This is a genomic window from Saccharopolyspora sp. NFXS83, from assembly GCF_026241095.1.
Classification (GTDB): domain Bacteria; phylum Actinomycetota; class Actinomycetes; order Mycobacteriales; family Pseudonocardiaceae; genus Saccharopolyspora_C.
In genome coordinates this window covers 13,319-28,413 of the sequence record NZ_JAPFGB010000047.1, presented here as the reverse complement: position 1 = coordinate 28,413, position 15,095 = coordinate 13,319, and the positions used below count along the sequence as shown (strand labels likewise).

Below are 15,095 nucleotides of genomic sequence, written 5' to 3'. Positions count from 1 at the left end.
AAGCTGTCCTCGCGAGGAAGCCGCTGAGAACCCGCGGGTGGTCGGCTTTTCGACGTGGGCTATGCGCTGGCGCGCATACAGGCACGGCCTTCGGCCGCGAGGCAGGCGTGGCTTCGCCGCCTACTGCACGGCTTCGCCGCCTACTGCACGGCTTCGCCGCCTACTGCACGGCTTCGCCGCTAGGCACGGCTTCGCCGCGAGGCACGGCTTCGCCGCTGATGGGACGCGGATCGAAGGTGGCGGAGGGGCCTGGTATCCGAGGTGGAGGCGGGCGGTCGGTCAGCGGGGGTTCGGGGTGTCCTGGGTCGGTTGTTCCGCGCGGCCGGCTCCGGTGCAGAGGTGTTCGAGGCGGGGGCGTTTCGGGCCGCGGCCGTCGCCGCTGGACTGCCCGCGGAGGCGGCGGACGATCCACGGGGCCAGGTGTTCCCGCGCCCACTGGATGTCCTCGGCGCGCTGCACGCGCCACGGGCGGGTCGGGAGTTCGGGCCACGGGGTGCGCCAGTCGTCGTCGATCTCGACGCCCAGCGCCTCGCACGCCCGCGCCGCCACCCGGCGGTGCCCCTCCGAGGACAGGTGCAGGCGGTCGTCGCTCCACGCCCGCGCGTCCTGCAGCACGCGCATCGACCACAGGTCCACGACGTAGCACCCGTGCTTGTCGGCGATGGCCCGCAGATGCGCGTTGTAGGTGCCGACCTTGCCGCGGACCCGCCGCAGCACGGGCGTCGTCGACGTGTCGAAACCGGTGCCGATCAGCACGTCCGAACCGATCGCGTGCAGCCTGGTCACCGCGTCGTCGAACATCGCGGCCAGCTCGTCCGGGTCGCTGCCGGGGCGGATGATGTCGTTGCCGCCGCCGACCAGCGACACCAGCGCGGGCCGCAGCTCCAGCGCCTGCGGCACCTGGTCCTCGGTGATCTGGCGCAGCAGCTTGCCGCGCACCGCGAGGTTCGCGTACCGCAGCCGCGGGTTCCGCGTCGTCAAGTGCTCCGCGAGGCGGTCCGCCCAGCCGCGGCATCCGCCGCCGGGGGACGGGTCGGCGACCCCTTCGGTGAAGCTGTCACCCAATGCCACGAAGCTCGGCCAATCCGCCCGCTGCGCTCCGCCACCCGTGTACTCCCGGCCGTTCATCGGCCCTCCTCCTGCGCTTGCTGTCTCTCGCCCAGAGGACACACTGATCCTCCGAAGACGACCTACGCCACCGTCGGTTACGGACGAGTGATTAACGGCACCTCAACGTCTCGATTTTGTTCCGCGCAGGTGCACGCCCACTCCCGCGGCACGATCCCGCCGGATGTGGGACACGACGCACCTTGCCGAACAGGGGCGATGGATGGCACGCGCGTGCACCCGCGTGAATAAAGGTGGCTTACCGGGAAACGACGGTACGCCTCGAACGCGACTGCTAATGTCGCTCGGCGGTAACAGAAGCAACGAGGGGGCTCGTGATGTCGCGATCGGCGCAGGTGACGACCCTGCGCGAGGTGGGGGACGCCGTCGCCGCAGTGGTCATCCGACCCCGGCGCGACCGACTGCCACCGGCGCGGACCACCAGGTGACAGGTGCCTGAGTGGGGAACGACGGCAGGACAGGGCGCGTCGCCACGACGATGCCCGGTGCACTGATGCGGCACGGCCGGGCGAGGGGTCCGCGGCGACCGCAGTGCATCCGAGAGCTGGGGGAGAAGTGACGTCACCGCACAATCCGGCGGCGCCGGGACCGGCGGGTCATCCGCCGCCCGCCGCGCCGCGCCGGGCGGCCGAACCGGGCGGCGGCTCCCGGCACCTGCCTCCGGCACCGGACACCGCACGCCGTGGCTCCGGGCAGCTCGGACGGCCCGCTCCGGGCGTCGCGACGCGCCGCCCGGCACCGCCGGCGCGGCAGGCGAACGGATCCGGCGGGGCCGCTCGGATCGGTGGCGAACTCGGACCCGATGCCGCATTCCGGAGCAGCCGGCCACCGGCACCGCCCGAATTCGGATCCCGATCGGCCGATGAATCCTTCTCGGCCGGCGAGACCGTCATTTACCAAGAATCCCTGATTTCCGAAGAGTCCCATTATTCCGAATCTCTTCTCGGTGGTGAGCACCTGATGTCCGGGGATTTCCGGGAGTCCGGTGACGGGACGCCGCACGATGCGGCCGACTCGCCCGGTGGTGACGACGCGCACGGCGAACCGCGCCGGGCCTCGCCCGAGTTCCGCCGCGTCGGCGACCTCCAATCCTCCGGCGAGCTCCCCGTGCCGCCGGGCCCCGGCGAACTCCGGCCTCCGGAGCAGCCACCGCAGGCCGGTCCGGCGCAGGGCGCCGACCGGCCGCGGCGACCGGGTCGTCCGGCGGTTCCGAGCGGGCCGCCGCCCGCGGACCCGCCGTCGTCCCGGCCGCAGCCCCCGGAACGCCCCGGAATGCCGGTGCGCGGCGTGCTCGGATCGGCCGGTGAGCTGGTGCCCCAGGGAGAACTCCGGTCGGGAGAGCTCCCCCCGGAGCAGCCGCCCGCGCGGCACGACGAGGCTCGCCGCCCCGCGGCACCTCGCCCGCCCGCCCGGCCGGGCGGCTTCGACCTGCGATCCGAGTTCGCGGCGCTGGCCGCCGAGCCCGACCCGTTCGCGCTCTGGGAGCGCATCGAGCGGCTCGGCGAACGCTTCGTGCACGAGCGGCGCAGACCGGCGCCCCGGCCGCGACCAGCGCAGCCGGAACGGCTGGAACCGGCAGGGGGGACCTCCGCGCTGTCCGGTGATCTGGCCGGGCCCGCCGAGCAGCCCCGGCCCGCCGAGGCCGGTCCCGCCGACCAGCGGGACGGCACCCGTCCGAGCGGGTTCTCCGGACCGCTGACGGGGGCGCTGCCGCAGCCCGGAACCGAGGCGGGCGAACCGCCTCTGCCGCCGAGCGGGCGCACGCCCGAGTCGCCGCACGACCGAACCCGGCCCGCCGCCGGAGCGCGCCCGCTGCCGCAGGTACCGCCGCTCGACGCGGGTTCCGCCCTGGAGAGGCCGACAGCGGGGCGGTTGCCCGTGCCGGAGCCCCCCGCGCTGCCGCACGCCGGTGAGCCGGGCCCGGTGGCGCACTCCGCCGGGCAGCTGCCGGTCGGCCCGCCGCCCGCCGGACCGCCTTCCGCCGGGCCGCAGCAACTCGGCCCGGTGCCCGCGCAGCCGCCGGTGTTCCACGGGCCGCCGCCGACCGCGTCCGAGCAGGCACCCGGCGTCGGCAGGCCGCCGCAGCCCGGCGAGGCCCGATCGGGGCGGCGTCACGCCGAGCCCGAACAGCCGGAACCCGAGGACCTGTTCGGCCTGCCGGAGACCCCGGCCGCTCCGGGCGGCCTGATCGGGCCGCCCGGCGAGGTCGAAGAGCCGCCGCGGCCCGGCATGCCCGCATCGGGTCCGCCGCGCTTCGCTCCGGACCAGCAGCCGGGACACCGCGCGGGCCCGCCACCGATGCCGCAGCGCGCTCCCGGCCGGGAGCAGCACCCGGACGCCGCCCGCGAGGTGCCGCCCGGTCGACCCCCTCTTCCGCCGGAAGCCGTCCAGCGGACCGAACCGATGTCGCCGTCGGGCGGCATGCCGCTGCCGCCCGGAGCGGAACCGGCGTCGCCCCCGCCCGGCATGCCGATGCCGCCGCCCGGAGCGGGTCAGGCGTCGCCTCCCGCCGGAATGCCGATGCAGCCGGAGGCCGGTCCGCCGCCCGGAGGCCCGGAGCCGATGTCGCCGCCGCGCGGCATGCCGGTGCCGCTGCCTCCCGGTGCGGACGCCGGACAACGGCCTTCCGCCGCGCGCACGGGGCCGCCGCCCGCGGGGCCACGTCCGGACGGTCCGCCGATCCCAGCGGGTCCGCCGCCGGGACCTGCTGCCCGGCCGCCGATGCCCGTGACGCAGCAGCCCCCACCGCCGCAGCCGCCGCCGGCACAGCAGCAACCTCCGCAGCCGCACTCCGGGCCGCAGCAAGCCGCGCAGCCTGCACAGCAGCAGCCCCCACCGCCGCCGCCAGCGCAGCAGCAGCGGCCCGAGCAGCATGGCGGGGAGCAGCACGGCGGGGAGCAGCAGAACCCGCAGCGGCCCGAGCAGCATGGCGGGGAGCAGCATGGCGGGGAGCAGCAGAACCCGCAGCGGCCCGAGCCGCAGCAACCCGCGCAGCGGCAGATCGATCGGTACGAGGCTCGTCCCGACGGCGGCTTCGGCCCGATGAGCGCCAAGGCGCGGACGTCCTCGGCGCGCGGGCGGAGTTCCCGCCGCACGTCCTGGGCGGCCTCCGACGAGGTCCAGCAGGAGTCCCGCGAGAAGGAGTACAGCACCGGCGGCTACCGGCCGGGCGAATCCGGCCCGAACGAGCGGGGCCCGCAGTTCCTGCTCGAAGCCGACGACGGCTACGACGAGGAGTTCGGCAGCGGGCGCCTGGTGGCGCCCCCGGTTCTCGGCGAAGCCCCGCCGGGCTACCGCGACTTCTGACGCGCGACGCGCTCTGATCCCCTGGTTCACCGGCGGGCTCCGCGCGAGCCCGCCGTACCGAAGGTGAGATACGACAGCCGATGGTCGACACGATCGCCCTCTCCCTGCCCGCCGTGGACGTGCTCGGCGAGCAGCTCAACCTGGACGTCCGGCAGTACCCGTTCGAGCTGTCCCGGCCGGAGGAGTCCGCCGAGGAACGCGCCCGGCTGGTGCGTCAGGTGTGGGGCGAGCTGGAAACCTCGGGCCTCGCCGTGGACGGCCGCCCGGAACCCGAGGTCGAGGACGCGCTGTACCTGCTGTGCGGATCCGAGGTGTCCATCGCCGCCGCCGGTCTGGTCGACGTGCGCACCGGGCAGCGGCTCGCCGCGCGCGTCGTCGCGACGGGCGAGGTGGGCGTGGTGGGAGTGCTCGACGGGCGTCGGCTGCACCTGGAGTTCCTCGACCCGCACGACCTGCCGGAGGTGTGCGCGGACCTGCTGCCGCAGGCCCCGCCGGCGGCGGGCGAACCGGTGCGGGCCGACCGGACCGCCCGGTCCCGAGCGCTGGAGGAGATCATGGGCAGGCCGCGGCACCGGATCGGCCACTTCCTGGTGTCCGGAGCCGACCGGCGGGCCGGTGCTGCCGCGAATCCCGGCTTGACCTGGTTCGACAACGACCTGGGCCGGTTCACGCTGTTCGGCGAGCCGTCCCAGGACGGCCGCGATGTGCTGACCTGCGCTCCCGCCGACCGCGCCGCGATCGTCGACCGCCTGGCCGACCTCCTGTCCCGCGTGGCCCACGACTGACGAACGGTCTCCGATCTCGTTCCGGCCCGCCGGCCGTCGGTCGGTGTGATTCGTGGCTCCCGCCGATCGGTGGGTGCGTCGACGGCCGCCGGTGCGGCAGGCTGGAGGTGTGATGCGGGATCGGCAGACCGGGCGGGCGCGCACCGCCGCGGAATCGGGCGGCCAGGAATCAGGCGTCCCGGAACCAGGTGCGGAGCGGGATTCGTTGATGCGGCTGCTCGGCGGTCGCACGAGCGCGCTGGACGCCAGCCTGCCGCCGGTGCTGTTCGGACTCGGCTGGTACCTCGGCGGTGAGTCCATCGCCGCCGGTGGCGCGGCGGCCGTCGCGGTCGGCGCGGTGCTCGGCGGGTGGCGGCTGCGCGACGGCGCCCGCCCGCTGGCGGTGCTGGTGAGCCTGCTGGCGGTGCTGCTCGGCGCGGTGATCGCGCTCTACACCGGCAACGCGGCGGACTTCTTCCTCGCGCGGCTGGTCACCAACGCCGTGAGCGCCTTGATGTGGATGGTGAGCATCGCGGCCCGGTGGCCGCTGCTGGGCGTCGTCGTGGGCACGCTGCTGGGGCAGGGCCGTTCGTGGCGGCGGGACCCGGCGCTGCTGCGCGCCTACAGCCTGGCGAGTTGGGTGTGGGTCGGGCAGTACGTGGTGCGGTTGCTGGTGTTCATCCCGCTGTGGCTGGGCGGCGCGGTGCTGGCGTTGAGCGCGGCGCAGGCGATCCTCACCTGGCCGCTGGTGGCCGTGTGCATCGCGGTGAGCTGGTGGGTGCTGCGACGCGCCCTGCCCGCCGACCACGCGGGGATCCGCCATCCGCGCGTCCCGGACGAGTCGGGAGCGGCCGTGGGCGGCCGAGCCGCGGACGGCGAGTGACCGCGTTCGGCCGAGGTTGCCGGCGGCGTCAGATGCCCGGGTAGCGGGGTGCGGCCGGATCGAGGTCGAGGGCGGCGAGCCAGGCCGCACCGGCGGCGCCCGGCCCGGCCAGGTGCAGCGGTGTGCCGGGCAGCCGGTCGCCGAGCTCCGCGCGCAGGGCGGTGCCGACCGGGTTGCCCGCGGTGGTGAGCCCACCGGCCAGCACGACCGGCCCGGAGCCCCGGGCCCGCACGGCCGTGTCGGCGAGTTCGACGGCCGCGCGCCCCACGATGTTCGAGCCCGCCGGGTCGTCGTCCGCGCTGGCGGCGGTGACCAGCGGCGCGAGCTCGGCGAGCCGGATCGGCGGTGCCCCGTTGACCGCGGTGATCAGCTGCTTGCGCACGCGGACCGGGTCGTGGCCCGGTTCGCCGTCGAGCACGTTCACCAGCACGGCTCGGGCGAGTCCTCCGGGTGCGGATCCCGCGTCCAGGGTGCGCAGCGCGTGCCGGACGGCTTCCCTGCCGAGCCAGAACGCGGATCCCTCATCGCCGAGCAGCCAGCCGTGCCCACCCGCGGAGGCCGCCTCCCGGTGGTCCTCGATGCGGGCGGCGATGGCGCCGGTCCCGGCGATGAGCACGGTCCCAGCACCGGCGGCGGTGCCCGCGGCGAAGGCCACCTCGCAATCGCTGACGACCCGCACCGGGCAGTGCAGGCCGAGCGAGTTCCAGCCCTGCTCGAACAGTCCCGCCACCCGCGGATCCGTCATGGCGCTCACCCCGGCCATGCCGAGGACGGCGGATCCCACCGCGCTCCCGTCGAGGTCGCCGAGCGCGGCGCGGGCCGCGGCGGTGACCTGCGCGACGGCGTCCTCCGGGGGGTGCGAGTTCGGGTTGCCGCCGCCCGCGGTGCCGCTTCCCACGAGCCGCCCGCTCAGGTCGCCGACCTGGGCGCGGCTGGAGGTACCGCCGATGTCGAGGCCGAGCACTAGGTCCCGCATGCGTTCCGTTGTACCGCAGGGCAGGGGCGTCGCGGGGGCGATCGGGCCGCTCACCGGCGGGGGAGCGGTCATCCCGGCCCTGCGCCGAGTCGACGGGCGGGCACGGGCCACACTGTGGGATCGATCGCCGGGAGCCGGTGCGGCCGGGGAAGGACGAGAGCGATGACCGTCGACGCGCACCACCACCTGTGGGACATCGACGTCCGGGACCAGCCGTGGATCACCGGGCTCGCGAGCGAGGCGTTGCGCCGCGATTTCCGGCCCTCCGACCTGGCCGACGCGGTCCGCGGCACCTCGGTGGACACGACGGTGCTGGTGCAGACCGTCGCCGACCCGGACGAGACGCCGGAGATGCTGGTGCTGGCCGACTCGGTGCACTGCATCGGAGCGGTCGTCGGCTGGGTGGACCTCACCGCGCGCGGTGTGCGGGAACGGCTCGGCGCGCTGCTGTCGCACCCGGCGGGCCGCTGGTTGAAGGGCATCCGGCACCCGGTCGAGTTCGAAGCGGACCCGGAGTGGCTGATCAGGCCGGACGTGCTGCGCGGACTCGCGGCGGTGGAGGACGCCGGGCTGGTGTTCGAGCTGCTGGTGCGTCCGCACCAGCTCCCCGCGGCGATCAAGGCGGTGGGCGAGTTCCCGCAGCTGACCTTCGTGCTGGATCACTGCGGCAAGCCGCCCGTCGGCGGCGATCCGCGGCTGTGGGAGGCGCTGGTGCGGCGGCTGGCGGAACATCCGAACGTGCTGTGCAAGCTGTCCGGCCTGGTCACCGAGGCCGGCGGGCAGCAGCCGCCGGACGTCGAGGTGCTGCGGCCGTGCGTCGAGGTGGTGCTGGACGCGTTCGGGCCCGGCCGGTTGATGTTCGGCTCGGACTGGCCGGTGTGCACGTCGGCGGCTTCCTACCGGGAGGTCCTGCGGCTGGCCTCGCAGCTGGTGGGCGGGCTGTCGCAGCGGGAGCGGACGGCGATCTTCGACGGCACCGCGCGCCAGGTCTACGAGCTCTGATCACCCGGCTCAGTGCCGCCGAGCGCGGTGCGGGTGATCGGCCCCGGCTCGGTTCGATCACGGCCGGTGATCCGAGTTGATCGCGGACCCCGCGCGTTTTCCTCCATCTCAGCGGTGGTCATTTGTGACCCGTTCGGCGTAATCTGACGCTGCCCGCCTCACCCCGCCCCCTCGGTGAGGCGGGCTCCTACTTTCCAGTGCGCACGGGCCGGACGCAGCGGGTTTCCCCGTTGGGACCGTTTTGGCAGGTCCCGGTACCAGCGGCGGATCGCCGAAGCGTCCTTCGTCCGAAAAGACGAGTGGGTCCGGAACGGATCAGCGGGTGCGGGTGACCTTGGACAGCCCGCGCGGCCGGTCCGGGTCGCCGCCGCGGGCCACCGCGAGGCGCAGCGCGAGCCGCTGCACCGGGAGGATCTCCAGGACCGGCGCGAGCTCCTCCGCGCACGCGGGCACCGGGATGTGGTGCGCCGCGGCCGGTCCGGAACCGAGGGTGCAGACGTCGGCGCCGCGCTCCCGGACCGCGTCGAGCACGTCGCGCATCGCCGCGCCGCCTTTGCCCTCGCCGCTGACCGCGAGCACCGCCGTCTCGGCGTCCACGGCGGCCACCGGTCCGTGCAGCAGGTCCGCCCCGCTGTAGGCGCGGGCGGGCAGGTAGCTCGTCTCGGCCAGCTTCAGCGCGGCCTCCAGCGCGGTGGCCAGCGAGTAGCCGCGAGCGGTGGTCACCAGCCGTCCGGCGAACCGGTAGCGGTGCACCGCCTCGGCCACCGCGTCGGAGCTCTCCTCCAGCGTCCGCCACGCCAGGTCGGGCAGGGCTGCGGCGTCCTGCCCGGTGCCGCCGCGAACGGCGTCGATCAGCAGGTACAGCGCGAGCAGGGTGGCGCTGTAGGTCTTCGTCGCGGCCACCGCCTGTTCCTGGCCGGCGCGGACGTCCACGGCGAGCTCGGCGGTGGAGTTCAGCGTCGAGCCGGGCGTGTTCGTGATCGCCACGGTGGTCGCGCCGCGACGGCGGGCCGAGTCGGTGACCTCGATCAGGTCGGGGGAGCCGCCGCTCTGGCTGACGGTCAGCAGCAGCACGTCGCTGAGGTCGGGCTGCGCTCCGTAGAGCGTCGTGGTCGACGGCGAGACGAGCCCGGTGGGCAGTTGCAGCAGGACTTCGATCAGGTACTTGGCGTACAGCGCCGCGTGATCGCTGGAGCCGCGGGCCGCCAGCAGCGCGAAGCGCGGTTTGCGCTGCGCGATGGTGGCCGCGACGGCGGCGATGTCGGTGGCGGCGAGCAGGTCGGCGAAGATCCGCGGCTGCTCGTCGATCTCGGCTCGCATGCTCTGGCCGGGGTTCGCCTCGCTCATGGGTGCCTCTCACTCGGCCGATCAGGTCTAGACCAATGCTAACCAACGTGCCGCTTTCCCGAGAGTGACCCGTGTGACACTCCTGCTGCCACCCGGCGTTCGCCTCAAGATCACCAATGTGGGAAAACTGGGGAGAACGTGATGATCGTGCCGTTGTTCAGGCATGCTGGACAGTCCTGGCGCGGCGTGCGGTGAGCCGACCGGAGTCAGCGCTCGTGCGGGGCGATGGCTCCACCGGGCCGTGCGCGGGTGACGCGGTCGCGGCCATCACGTCAGGGGCGAGGCTCGGCGGTAGGAGGACAGATGCTGGAAACGTCGGTGTCCGGCGGGGCGGACACCCCGGTGCGCGCGCAGCGCGAACCCAAGTACTGGGGGCTCAAGCAGCACCTGCTGGACATGCTGCGATCGCTGCCACCGGGATCGCCGATCCCGACCGAACGCGCGCTGGCCGCCGAGTTCGACGTCTCCCGCACCACGGTGCGCCAGGCGCTCGCCGAACTCACCGTCGAAGGCAGGCTGCTGCGGGTGCAGGGCAAGGGCACCTTCGCGGCGAAGCCGAAGGTCGCGCAGCGGCTGCAGCTGTCCAGCTACACCGAGGACATGCGGGCCCAGGGCCGCCAGCCCACCTCCCGACTGCTGGAGGTCGTGGAGGAACCCGCCGATCAGGAGCTCGCCACCCTGCTCGGCACCCGTCCGGGCGCGACGGCCCTGCGGCTGCGGCGACTGCGGCTCGCCGACGGGGAGCCGATGGCCATCGAGACCACGCACCTGGCGCTGTCCCGCTTCCGGGGCCTGACCACCCGGCTGGAATCGGGCGGGTCGCTGTACCGGGTGCTGCGGGAGCACTTCGGCGTGGAGCTCGGGCACGCCGACGAGACGATCGAGACCGCGCTGGCCAGCCCGGAGGAGGCCGAGACGCTCGGCGCCGACGTGGGCCTGCCGATGCTGCTGCTGTCCCGGCATTCCTTCGATGCCGCCGGTGAACCCGTCGAATGGGTCCGCTCCATCTACCGCGGCGACCGCTACAAGTTCGTCGCCCGCCTCAACCCCCCGAAGTGACGGCTCGGCCGAGCAGGCTCGCGAGGTCTCCCGCGTCGATGTTGCCGCCGGAGACGACCGCGACGGTGCGGCCCGGCGGCAGCTCCCGGTGCAGGCAGGCGGCGACCGCGACGGCGCCGCTGCGCTCGGCCACGATCCGAGCTCGCCGGGCCAGGTGACCGACGGCGGCGTCGATCTCCGATTCGGAGACGGTGACGATGTCGTCCACCCGCTCCAACAGGTGCCGGAAGGTCAGCTCGGAAGGCTGCGCGGTGAGGCCGTCGGCGCCGGTGCGGGTGCGCAGCCCGACCGGCCAGGACACCCGGCGGCCCGCGTGCAGGCTCTCGCGCGCGTCCGCCGCCAGCTCCGGCTCCACCCCGATGATCTTCGCCGCGGGCCGCCGCGCGCGGATGGCGGTGGCGACCCCGGACAGCAGGCCGCCGCCGCTGACCGGCACCACCACCACGTCCACGTCCAGGTCCGCCGCGATCTCCAGGCCGACGGTGCCCTGGCCCGCGATGACGGCGAGGTCGTCGAACGGCGGCACCAGCGTCGCCCCGCGCTCGGCGGTGATCCGCTTCGCGGTGCTCTCCCGGTCGGCGGCCTCCACCGGCACGATCTCGGCTCCCAGCTCCCGCGTGGCGGCGATCTTCGCGGCCGGCGCGGTGTGCGGGACGACCACGGTCGCGGGGACTCCGAAGGCGTGCGCGGCGTGGGCGACGGCGCGGGCGTGGTTCCCGCTGGAGTAGGCGACGACGCCGCGGGCCCGGACCGGCTCCGGCAGCGCGGCGATCGCGTTCAGCGCGCCGCGGATCTTGAACGCGCCGGTCGGTTGCAGGTTCTCCGGTTTCACCCAGATTTCCCGGTTTTCGATTCCGATCAGCGGAAGCAGCGGGGTGCGCACCGCGGCCGACGGCCCCGCGACGGTCCTGATGCGGTGCTGAGCGGCCTCGATGTCCTGCGGCGTCACCAAATCCATGACCGCGATCATGGCCGATCCCGGCGCATTCGCCCAGGGGGCTGCTGACCTGCGGTGCGGTGATGCGGCCGAATGGTCGTGCGCATCGACCGGCCGCCCGGGTCGGAACTCGATCATCCATTGTGCTCAATTCCGCACTGATCTTCGTGGAAACCGCGTGCGGTTGCGGTGTTACCCGAAGTGTCAGTTATCACGAAAGCGCAACAATCGGGAGAGTCTCGGCGAGATCATCCGTTGACAGGTCAGAGAGCGCGCCGAAGTAAGTAGGAGCCACATGGCGAAGGGGAATTCCGAACGGGGGGCGACCGGAACCGACGACAACGACGAGGCCGCTGAAAAGAAATCCAAGAAGATCGAATTGTCCGGCACCCAGGTCACCGGTGGCGCCCTCGCATCGGTGACCGCCGCGTTCCTCGGGTCGTACCTCGGGGTCGCGGGCACCGTGCTCGGTGCCGGATTGACCAGCGTCGTCATCACCGTCGGTGGTGCCCTGTACCAGCGTTCGCTGGAGACCACCAAGGAGAAGCTGGAGACCACCAAGGAGAAGCCGAACGTCCTCGCCGCCCGCGCGGCGCTCAAGCGCGCCACGAAGGCGACCCTCCAGGCACCGCCACCGCCGCGACCGCGCGCGCACGCCGCCACCGGTACGACGCCGCACCGGGCTCCCGGGGAGGAGGTCACCCGCAAGATCCAGGTGCCCGGCGCGATGCAGTGGCCGGGCGGTGAGCAGGTCGAACACGACCCCGACGCGACCAGGCGGATGGACACCGGCGCGGCGGAAGCCGAAGCCCGGACCCGGATGCTCGCCTGGAACGCCGAGGCGAACGCGGCCGACGCCACCCGCCGGGTGGGCGCCACCGAGGAGCGGGCGACCGAAGCCGCGCCGCGGGTCGGCCGGGGCATCCGCTGGGGAGTCGTGGCAGTGACCAGCGCTCTCATGTTCGGCCTGGGCATGCTGGTGATCACCGGGTTCGAAGGGGTCCTCGGCAAGCCGCTCTCCGGCGGTGACCGCGGCACCACCATCGGCCGAGTGCTCACCCCGGCGGCGAAGCAGGGCGAGCAAGCGCCCGCGCCGCAGGAGGAGGAGTCCGCGGAACCGAGCTCCACGCGGCAGTCGGAACCCGGCACTTCCGCCACGTCCGAGCAGTCCAGCGGCGAGCAGACCGCGCCCGGCGAGCCCGGCGAGTCCGGGCAGAGCGACGCGACGGAACCGACTCGCGAAACCGGGCCGTCCGAAGCCCCGACCACCGGGCGGACCACCGGCGCCGAGCAGCCGCAGGAGTCGGGAACCGGTGTTCCCGGCGGCGAGATCGGGCAGCAGGAAAGGGTCGACGCTCCGTAATCGAAGAGACGCTGATGGTGATGATTCCCGGTTATCCCGCTGAAAAGCGGGTTAACCGGGATTTCTTCGTCGATTGATGCGGCGAAAGGAGGATGTGCGGATGGGTGGTCCCCACCAATACTTGCTCCCCGTCGGGATCTTTGAGCCCCACCTCAAGGAGTAGGGAGACCAACCTATGACGCGCAAGCTCGCGGCCAGAGTGGCCGGGACGATCGTGCTGGCCGCCGGAACCGTCGCCGCCTTCACCATGCCCGCCTCGGCCACCGTCGCACCCGCGCCGGAGAAGGCCGCCACCCAGCTCGAAGCCATGCAGCGCGACCTCGGCCTCACCGCCGACCAGGCGCAGGCCCGGTTGCACAGCGAGGCCATCGCCAACACCGCGAACCAGACCCTGCGCGGCTCGCTCGGCGACGCGTTCGGCGGTTCCCGCTACGACGCCGACCTGGGCAAGCTCGTCGTCGGCGTCACCGACTCGAACCTGATCGACGAGGTCCGGGCCGCCGGAGCCGAAGCGAAGCTGGTCGAGTTCAGCACCGCGCAGCTGGGCGGTGTGGTGGACGGCCTCAACGCCCACCAGGCCCCGCAGGGCGTCACCGGGTGGTACCTCGACTCGGCCGCCAACTCGGTCGTGCTCACCGCCGCCACCGGTTCGGCCGCCACGGCCACCGAGTTCGTGCGCTCCACCGGAGTGGACCAGCAGGCCGTGCGGGTCGTCGAGTCCGCGGAAGCCCCGCGCCTGCTGGCCGACGTGGTCGGCGGCAACGCCTACATGATCGGCAGCGGCGCCCGCTGCTCCGTCGGGTTCTCGGTGGAAGGCGGCTTCGTCAGCGCCGGGCACTGCGGCAACGAGGGCGACACGACCAGCACCCCGTCGGGCACCTTCGCCGGTTCCTCGTTCCCCGGCGACGACTACTCCTACGTGGAGACCGCGTCCGGTGAGACCCCGCAGCCGCTGGTGAACGACTACGCGGGCGGCACCGTCGGCGTCGGCGGTTCGACCGAGGCCGCGGAAGGCGCCTCGATCTGCCGGTCCGGTTCCACCACCGGCTGGCACTGCGGCACCGTCGAGGCGAAGAACCAGACGGTGAACTACGCCGAGGGCACCGTCGAGGGCCTCACCCGCACCGACGTGTGCGCCGAGCCCGGCGACTCCGGCGGTTCGTGGCTGTCCGACGACCAGGCGCAGGGCGTGACCTCCGGTGGTTCGGGCGACTGCACCAGCGGCGGCACCACGTACTTCCAGCCGGTCAACGAGATCCTGGACGCCTACGGCCTCACCCTGCTCACCCAGTGAGCCAGGGGGCCCGAACCTGCCCCTCAGGTCCGGGTGACGCCTGATCCAGCCCAGAGCGGGCTGCACCTCAGCCCCACGAGGTGCAGCCCGCTTTGTTGTTCCTGACGGCTCGTTGTGCTTTAGGGGTCGGTGGGCGGAACCCCAGCGTCCTTCTCGCCGCGGGATCAACTTTTCGAGTGGCTCCGCCACACGCAACATTGCTGTCCTCACGAGGAGGACGCTGAGAACCCGCGGCGGTGCCGGTGGGCATGGTGGTCGCTGCTCAGCGGCTTCGCCGCTGAGCAGGGCGATGGTCGACGAGCCTTCGGGGGCGGGGTCAGTTCGGGAGGCCTGCGCGGAGGGATTCGGCTGCGGCCTGCGGGTCATCGGCTTCGGTGATCGCGCGGACCACGACGACGCGGTCCGCGCCCGCCGCTACCGCCTCGGCGAGGTTCGCGTGCCCCACGCCGCCGATCGCGAACCACGGCCTGCCGTGCCCGCGGTGCTCCGCGGCGTGGCGCACCAGCTCCAGCCCCGCCGCCTCGCGGCCCGGTTTCGTCGGCGTCGTCCACACCGGCCCGGTGCAGAAGTAGTCCACGCCCGGTTCCGTCGCCGCCGCGTCCGCCTGCACCACGTCGTGCGTGGACCGGCCGATCACCACCTCGTCGCCGACGATGCGCCGCGCCGCCGGCACCGGCAGGTCGTCCTGGCCCAGGTGCAGCACGTCCGCCTCCGCGGTCAGCGCCACGTCCGCGCGGTCGTTCACCGCCAGCAGCGCGCCGTGCCGCACGCACGCCTCCGCCAGCACCTCCAGCGCGGCGAGCTCCTGGCGCGCCTCCAGCGGTGCGCCACCGGAAGTCTTGTCCCGCAGCTGGATGATGTCGACGCCGCCGGACAGCGCGGCATCGGCGAACTCCGCCAGATCACCTCGCTCACCGCGCGCGTCGGTGCAGAGGTACAGCCGTGCGTCGGCGAGCCGCGTGCGGATGCCGTAACCGTCCAATCCGGGCATGCCTCCCAGGGTATCCGCAGCGGGGGAGGGCACCGGCCGGATGCT

12 protein-coding genes are annotated in these 15,095 nt (G+C 73.7%); 7 read left to right on the top strand and 5 right to left on the bottom strand.

All coding sequences use genetic code 11. The features are described from left to right. Positions 1-279: 279 nt before the first annotated feature. Positions 280-1,128 (bottom strand): SGNH/GDSL hydrolase family protein, encoded by an 849-nt coding sequence (locus OOZ19_RS29485; protein WP_266093447.1) that lies wholly within the window; start codon positions 1,126-1,128, stop codon positions 280-282. Between the two features lie 960 nt (positions 1,129-2,088). Here OOZ19_RS29485 and OOZ19_RS29480 point away from each other — a divergent pair. The 3 genes from OOZ19_RS29480 (at position 2,089) to OOZ19_RS29470 (ending at position 6,081) form a co-directional block, all read left to right on the top strand. Continuing rightward, positions 2,089-4,434 carry a hypothetical protein gene (locus tag OOZ19_RS29480; RefSeq protein WP_266093446.1) on the top strand — a complete coding sequence of 782 codons (2,346 nt, stop codon included), beginning with the start codon at positions 2,089-2,091 and terminating at the stop codon, positions 4,432-4,434. An 80-nt stretch (positions 4,435-4,514) separates the two neighbouring features. Next, positions 4,515-5,219: an ESX secretion-associated protein EspG gene (locus tag OOZ19_RS29475; protein WP_266093445.1), complete on the top strand. Its 705-nt coding sequence runs from the start codon at positions 4,515-4,517 to the stop codon at positions 5,217-5,219. 112 nt (positions 5,220-5,331) lie between these two features. After that, a complete protein-coding gene (locus OOZ19_RS29470) occupies positions 5,332-6,081 on the top strand; it encodes a DUF3159 domain-containing protein (RefSeq protein WP_416309524.1) in 750 nt (249 codons plus the stop codon). A gap of 28 nt (positions 6,082-6,109) precedes the next feature. Here the strand turns inward: OOZ19_RS29470 and OOZ19_RS29465 are convergent, their stop codons facing one another. Continuing rightward, positions 6,110-7,057 carry an N-acetylglucosamine kinase gene (locus tag OOZ19_RS29465; protein WP_266093444.1) on the bottom strand — a complete coding sequence of 316 codons (948 nt, stop codon included), beginning with the start codon at positions 7,055-7,057 and terminating at the stop codon, positions 6,110-6,112. Positions 7,058-7,219: 162 nt separating this feature from the next. On the opposite strand from OOZ19_RS29465, the gene OOZ19_RS29460 reads away from it, so the two are divergent. After that, a complete protein-coding gene (locus OOZ19_RS29460; protein WP_266093443.1) occupies positions 7,220-8,059 on the top strand; it encodes an amidohydrolase family protein in 840 nt (279 codons plus the stop codon). A 315-nt stretch (positions 8,060-8,374) separates the two neighbouring features. Here OOZ19_RS29460 and OOZ19_RS29455 read toward each other — a convergent pair whose 3' ends face one another. Then, positions 8,375-9,406, bottom strand: a complete 1,032-nt coding sequence (locus OOZ19_RS29455) for an SIS domain-containing protein (protein ID WP_266093442.1) — start codon at positions 9,404-9,406, stop codon at positions 8,375-8,377. Positions 9,407-9,709: 303 nt separating this feature from the next. On the opposite strand from OOZ19_RS29455, the gene OOZ19_RS29450 reads away from it, so the two are divergent. Continuing rightward, the gene (locus tag OOZ19_RS29450; RefSeq protein WP_266093441.1) at positions 9,710-10,465 is read left to right on the top strand and encodes a GntR family transcriptional regulator; all 756 of its coding nucleotides are present in this window, start codon (positions 9,710-9,712) and stop codon (positions 10,463-10,465) included. On the opposite strand, the gene OOZ19_RS29445 is transcribed toward OOZ19_RS29450, so the two are convergent. Then, entirely contained in the window at positions 10,449-11,423 is a 975-nt protein-coding gene (locus tag OOZ19_RS29445) for a threonine ammonia-lyase (RefSeq protein WP_266093440.1), read from the bottom strand. The two genes, OOZ19_RS29450 and OOZ19_RS29445, sit on opposite strands and share 17 nt — an antisense overlap. 274 nt (positions 11,424-11,697) lie before the next feature. On the opposite strand from OOZ19_RS29445, the gene OOZ19_RS29440 reads away from it, so the two are divergent. Together OOZ19_RS29440 and OOZ19_RS29435 are read left to right on the top strand one after the other, a co-directional pair. Beyond that, entirely contained in the window at positions 11,698-12,765 is a 1,068-nt protein-coding gene (locus OOZ19_RS29440; RefSeq protein WP_266093439.1) for a hypothetical protein, read from the top strand. A 175-nt stretch (positions 12,766-12,940) separates the two neighbouring features. Continuing rightward, entirely contained in the window at positions 12,941-14,059 is a 1,119-nt protein-coding gene (locus OOZ19_RS29435; protein ID WP_266093438.1) for a S1 family peptidase, read from the top strand. A 316-nt stretch (positions 14,060-14,375) separates the two neighbouring features. On the opposite strand, the gene thiE is transcribed toward OOZ19_RS29435, so the two are convergent. After that, positions 14,376-15,050 carry a thiamine phosphate synthase gene (gene thiE / locus OOZ19_RS29430; protein WP_266093437.1) on the bottom strand — a complete coding sequence of 225 codons (675 nt, stop codon included), beginning with the start codon at positions 15,048-15,050 and terminating at the stop codon, positions 14,376-14,378. Positions 15,051-15,095 lie beyond the last annotated feature (45 nt).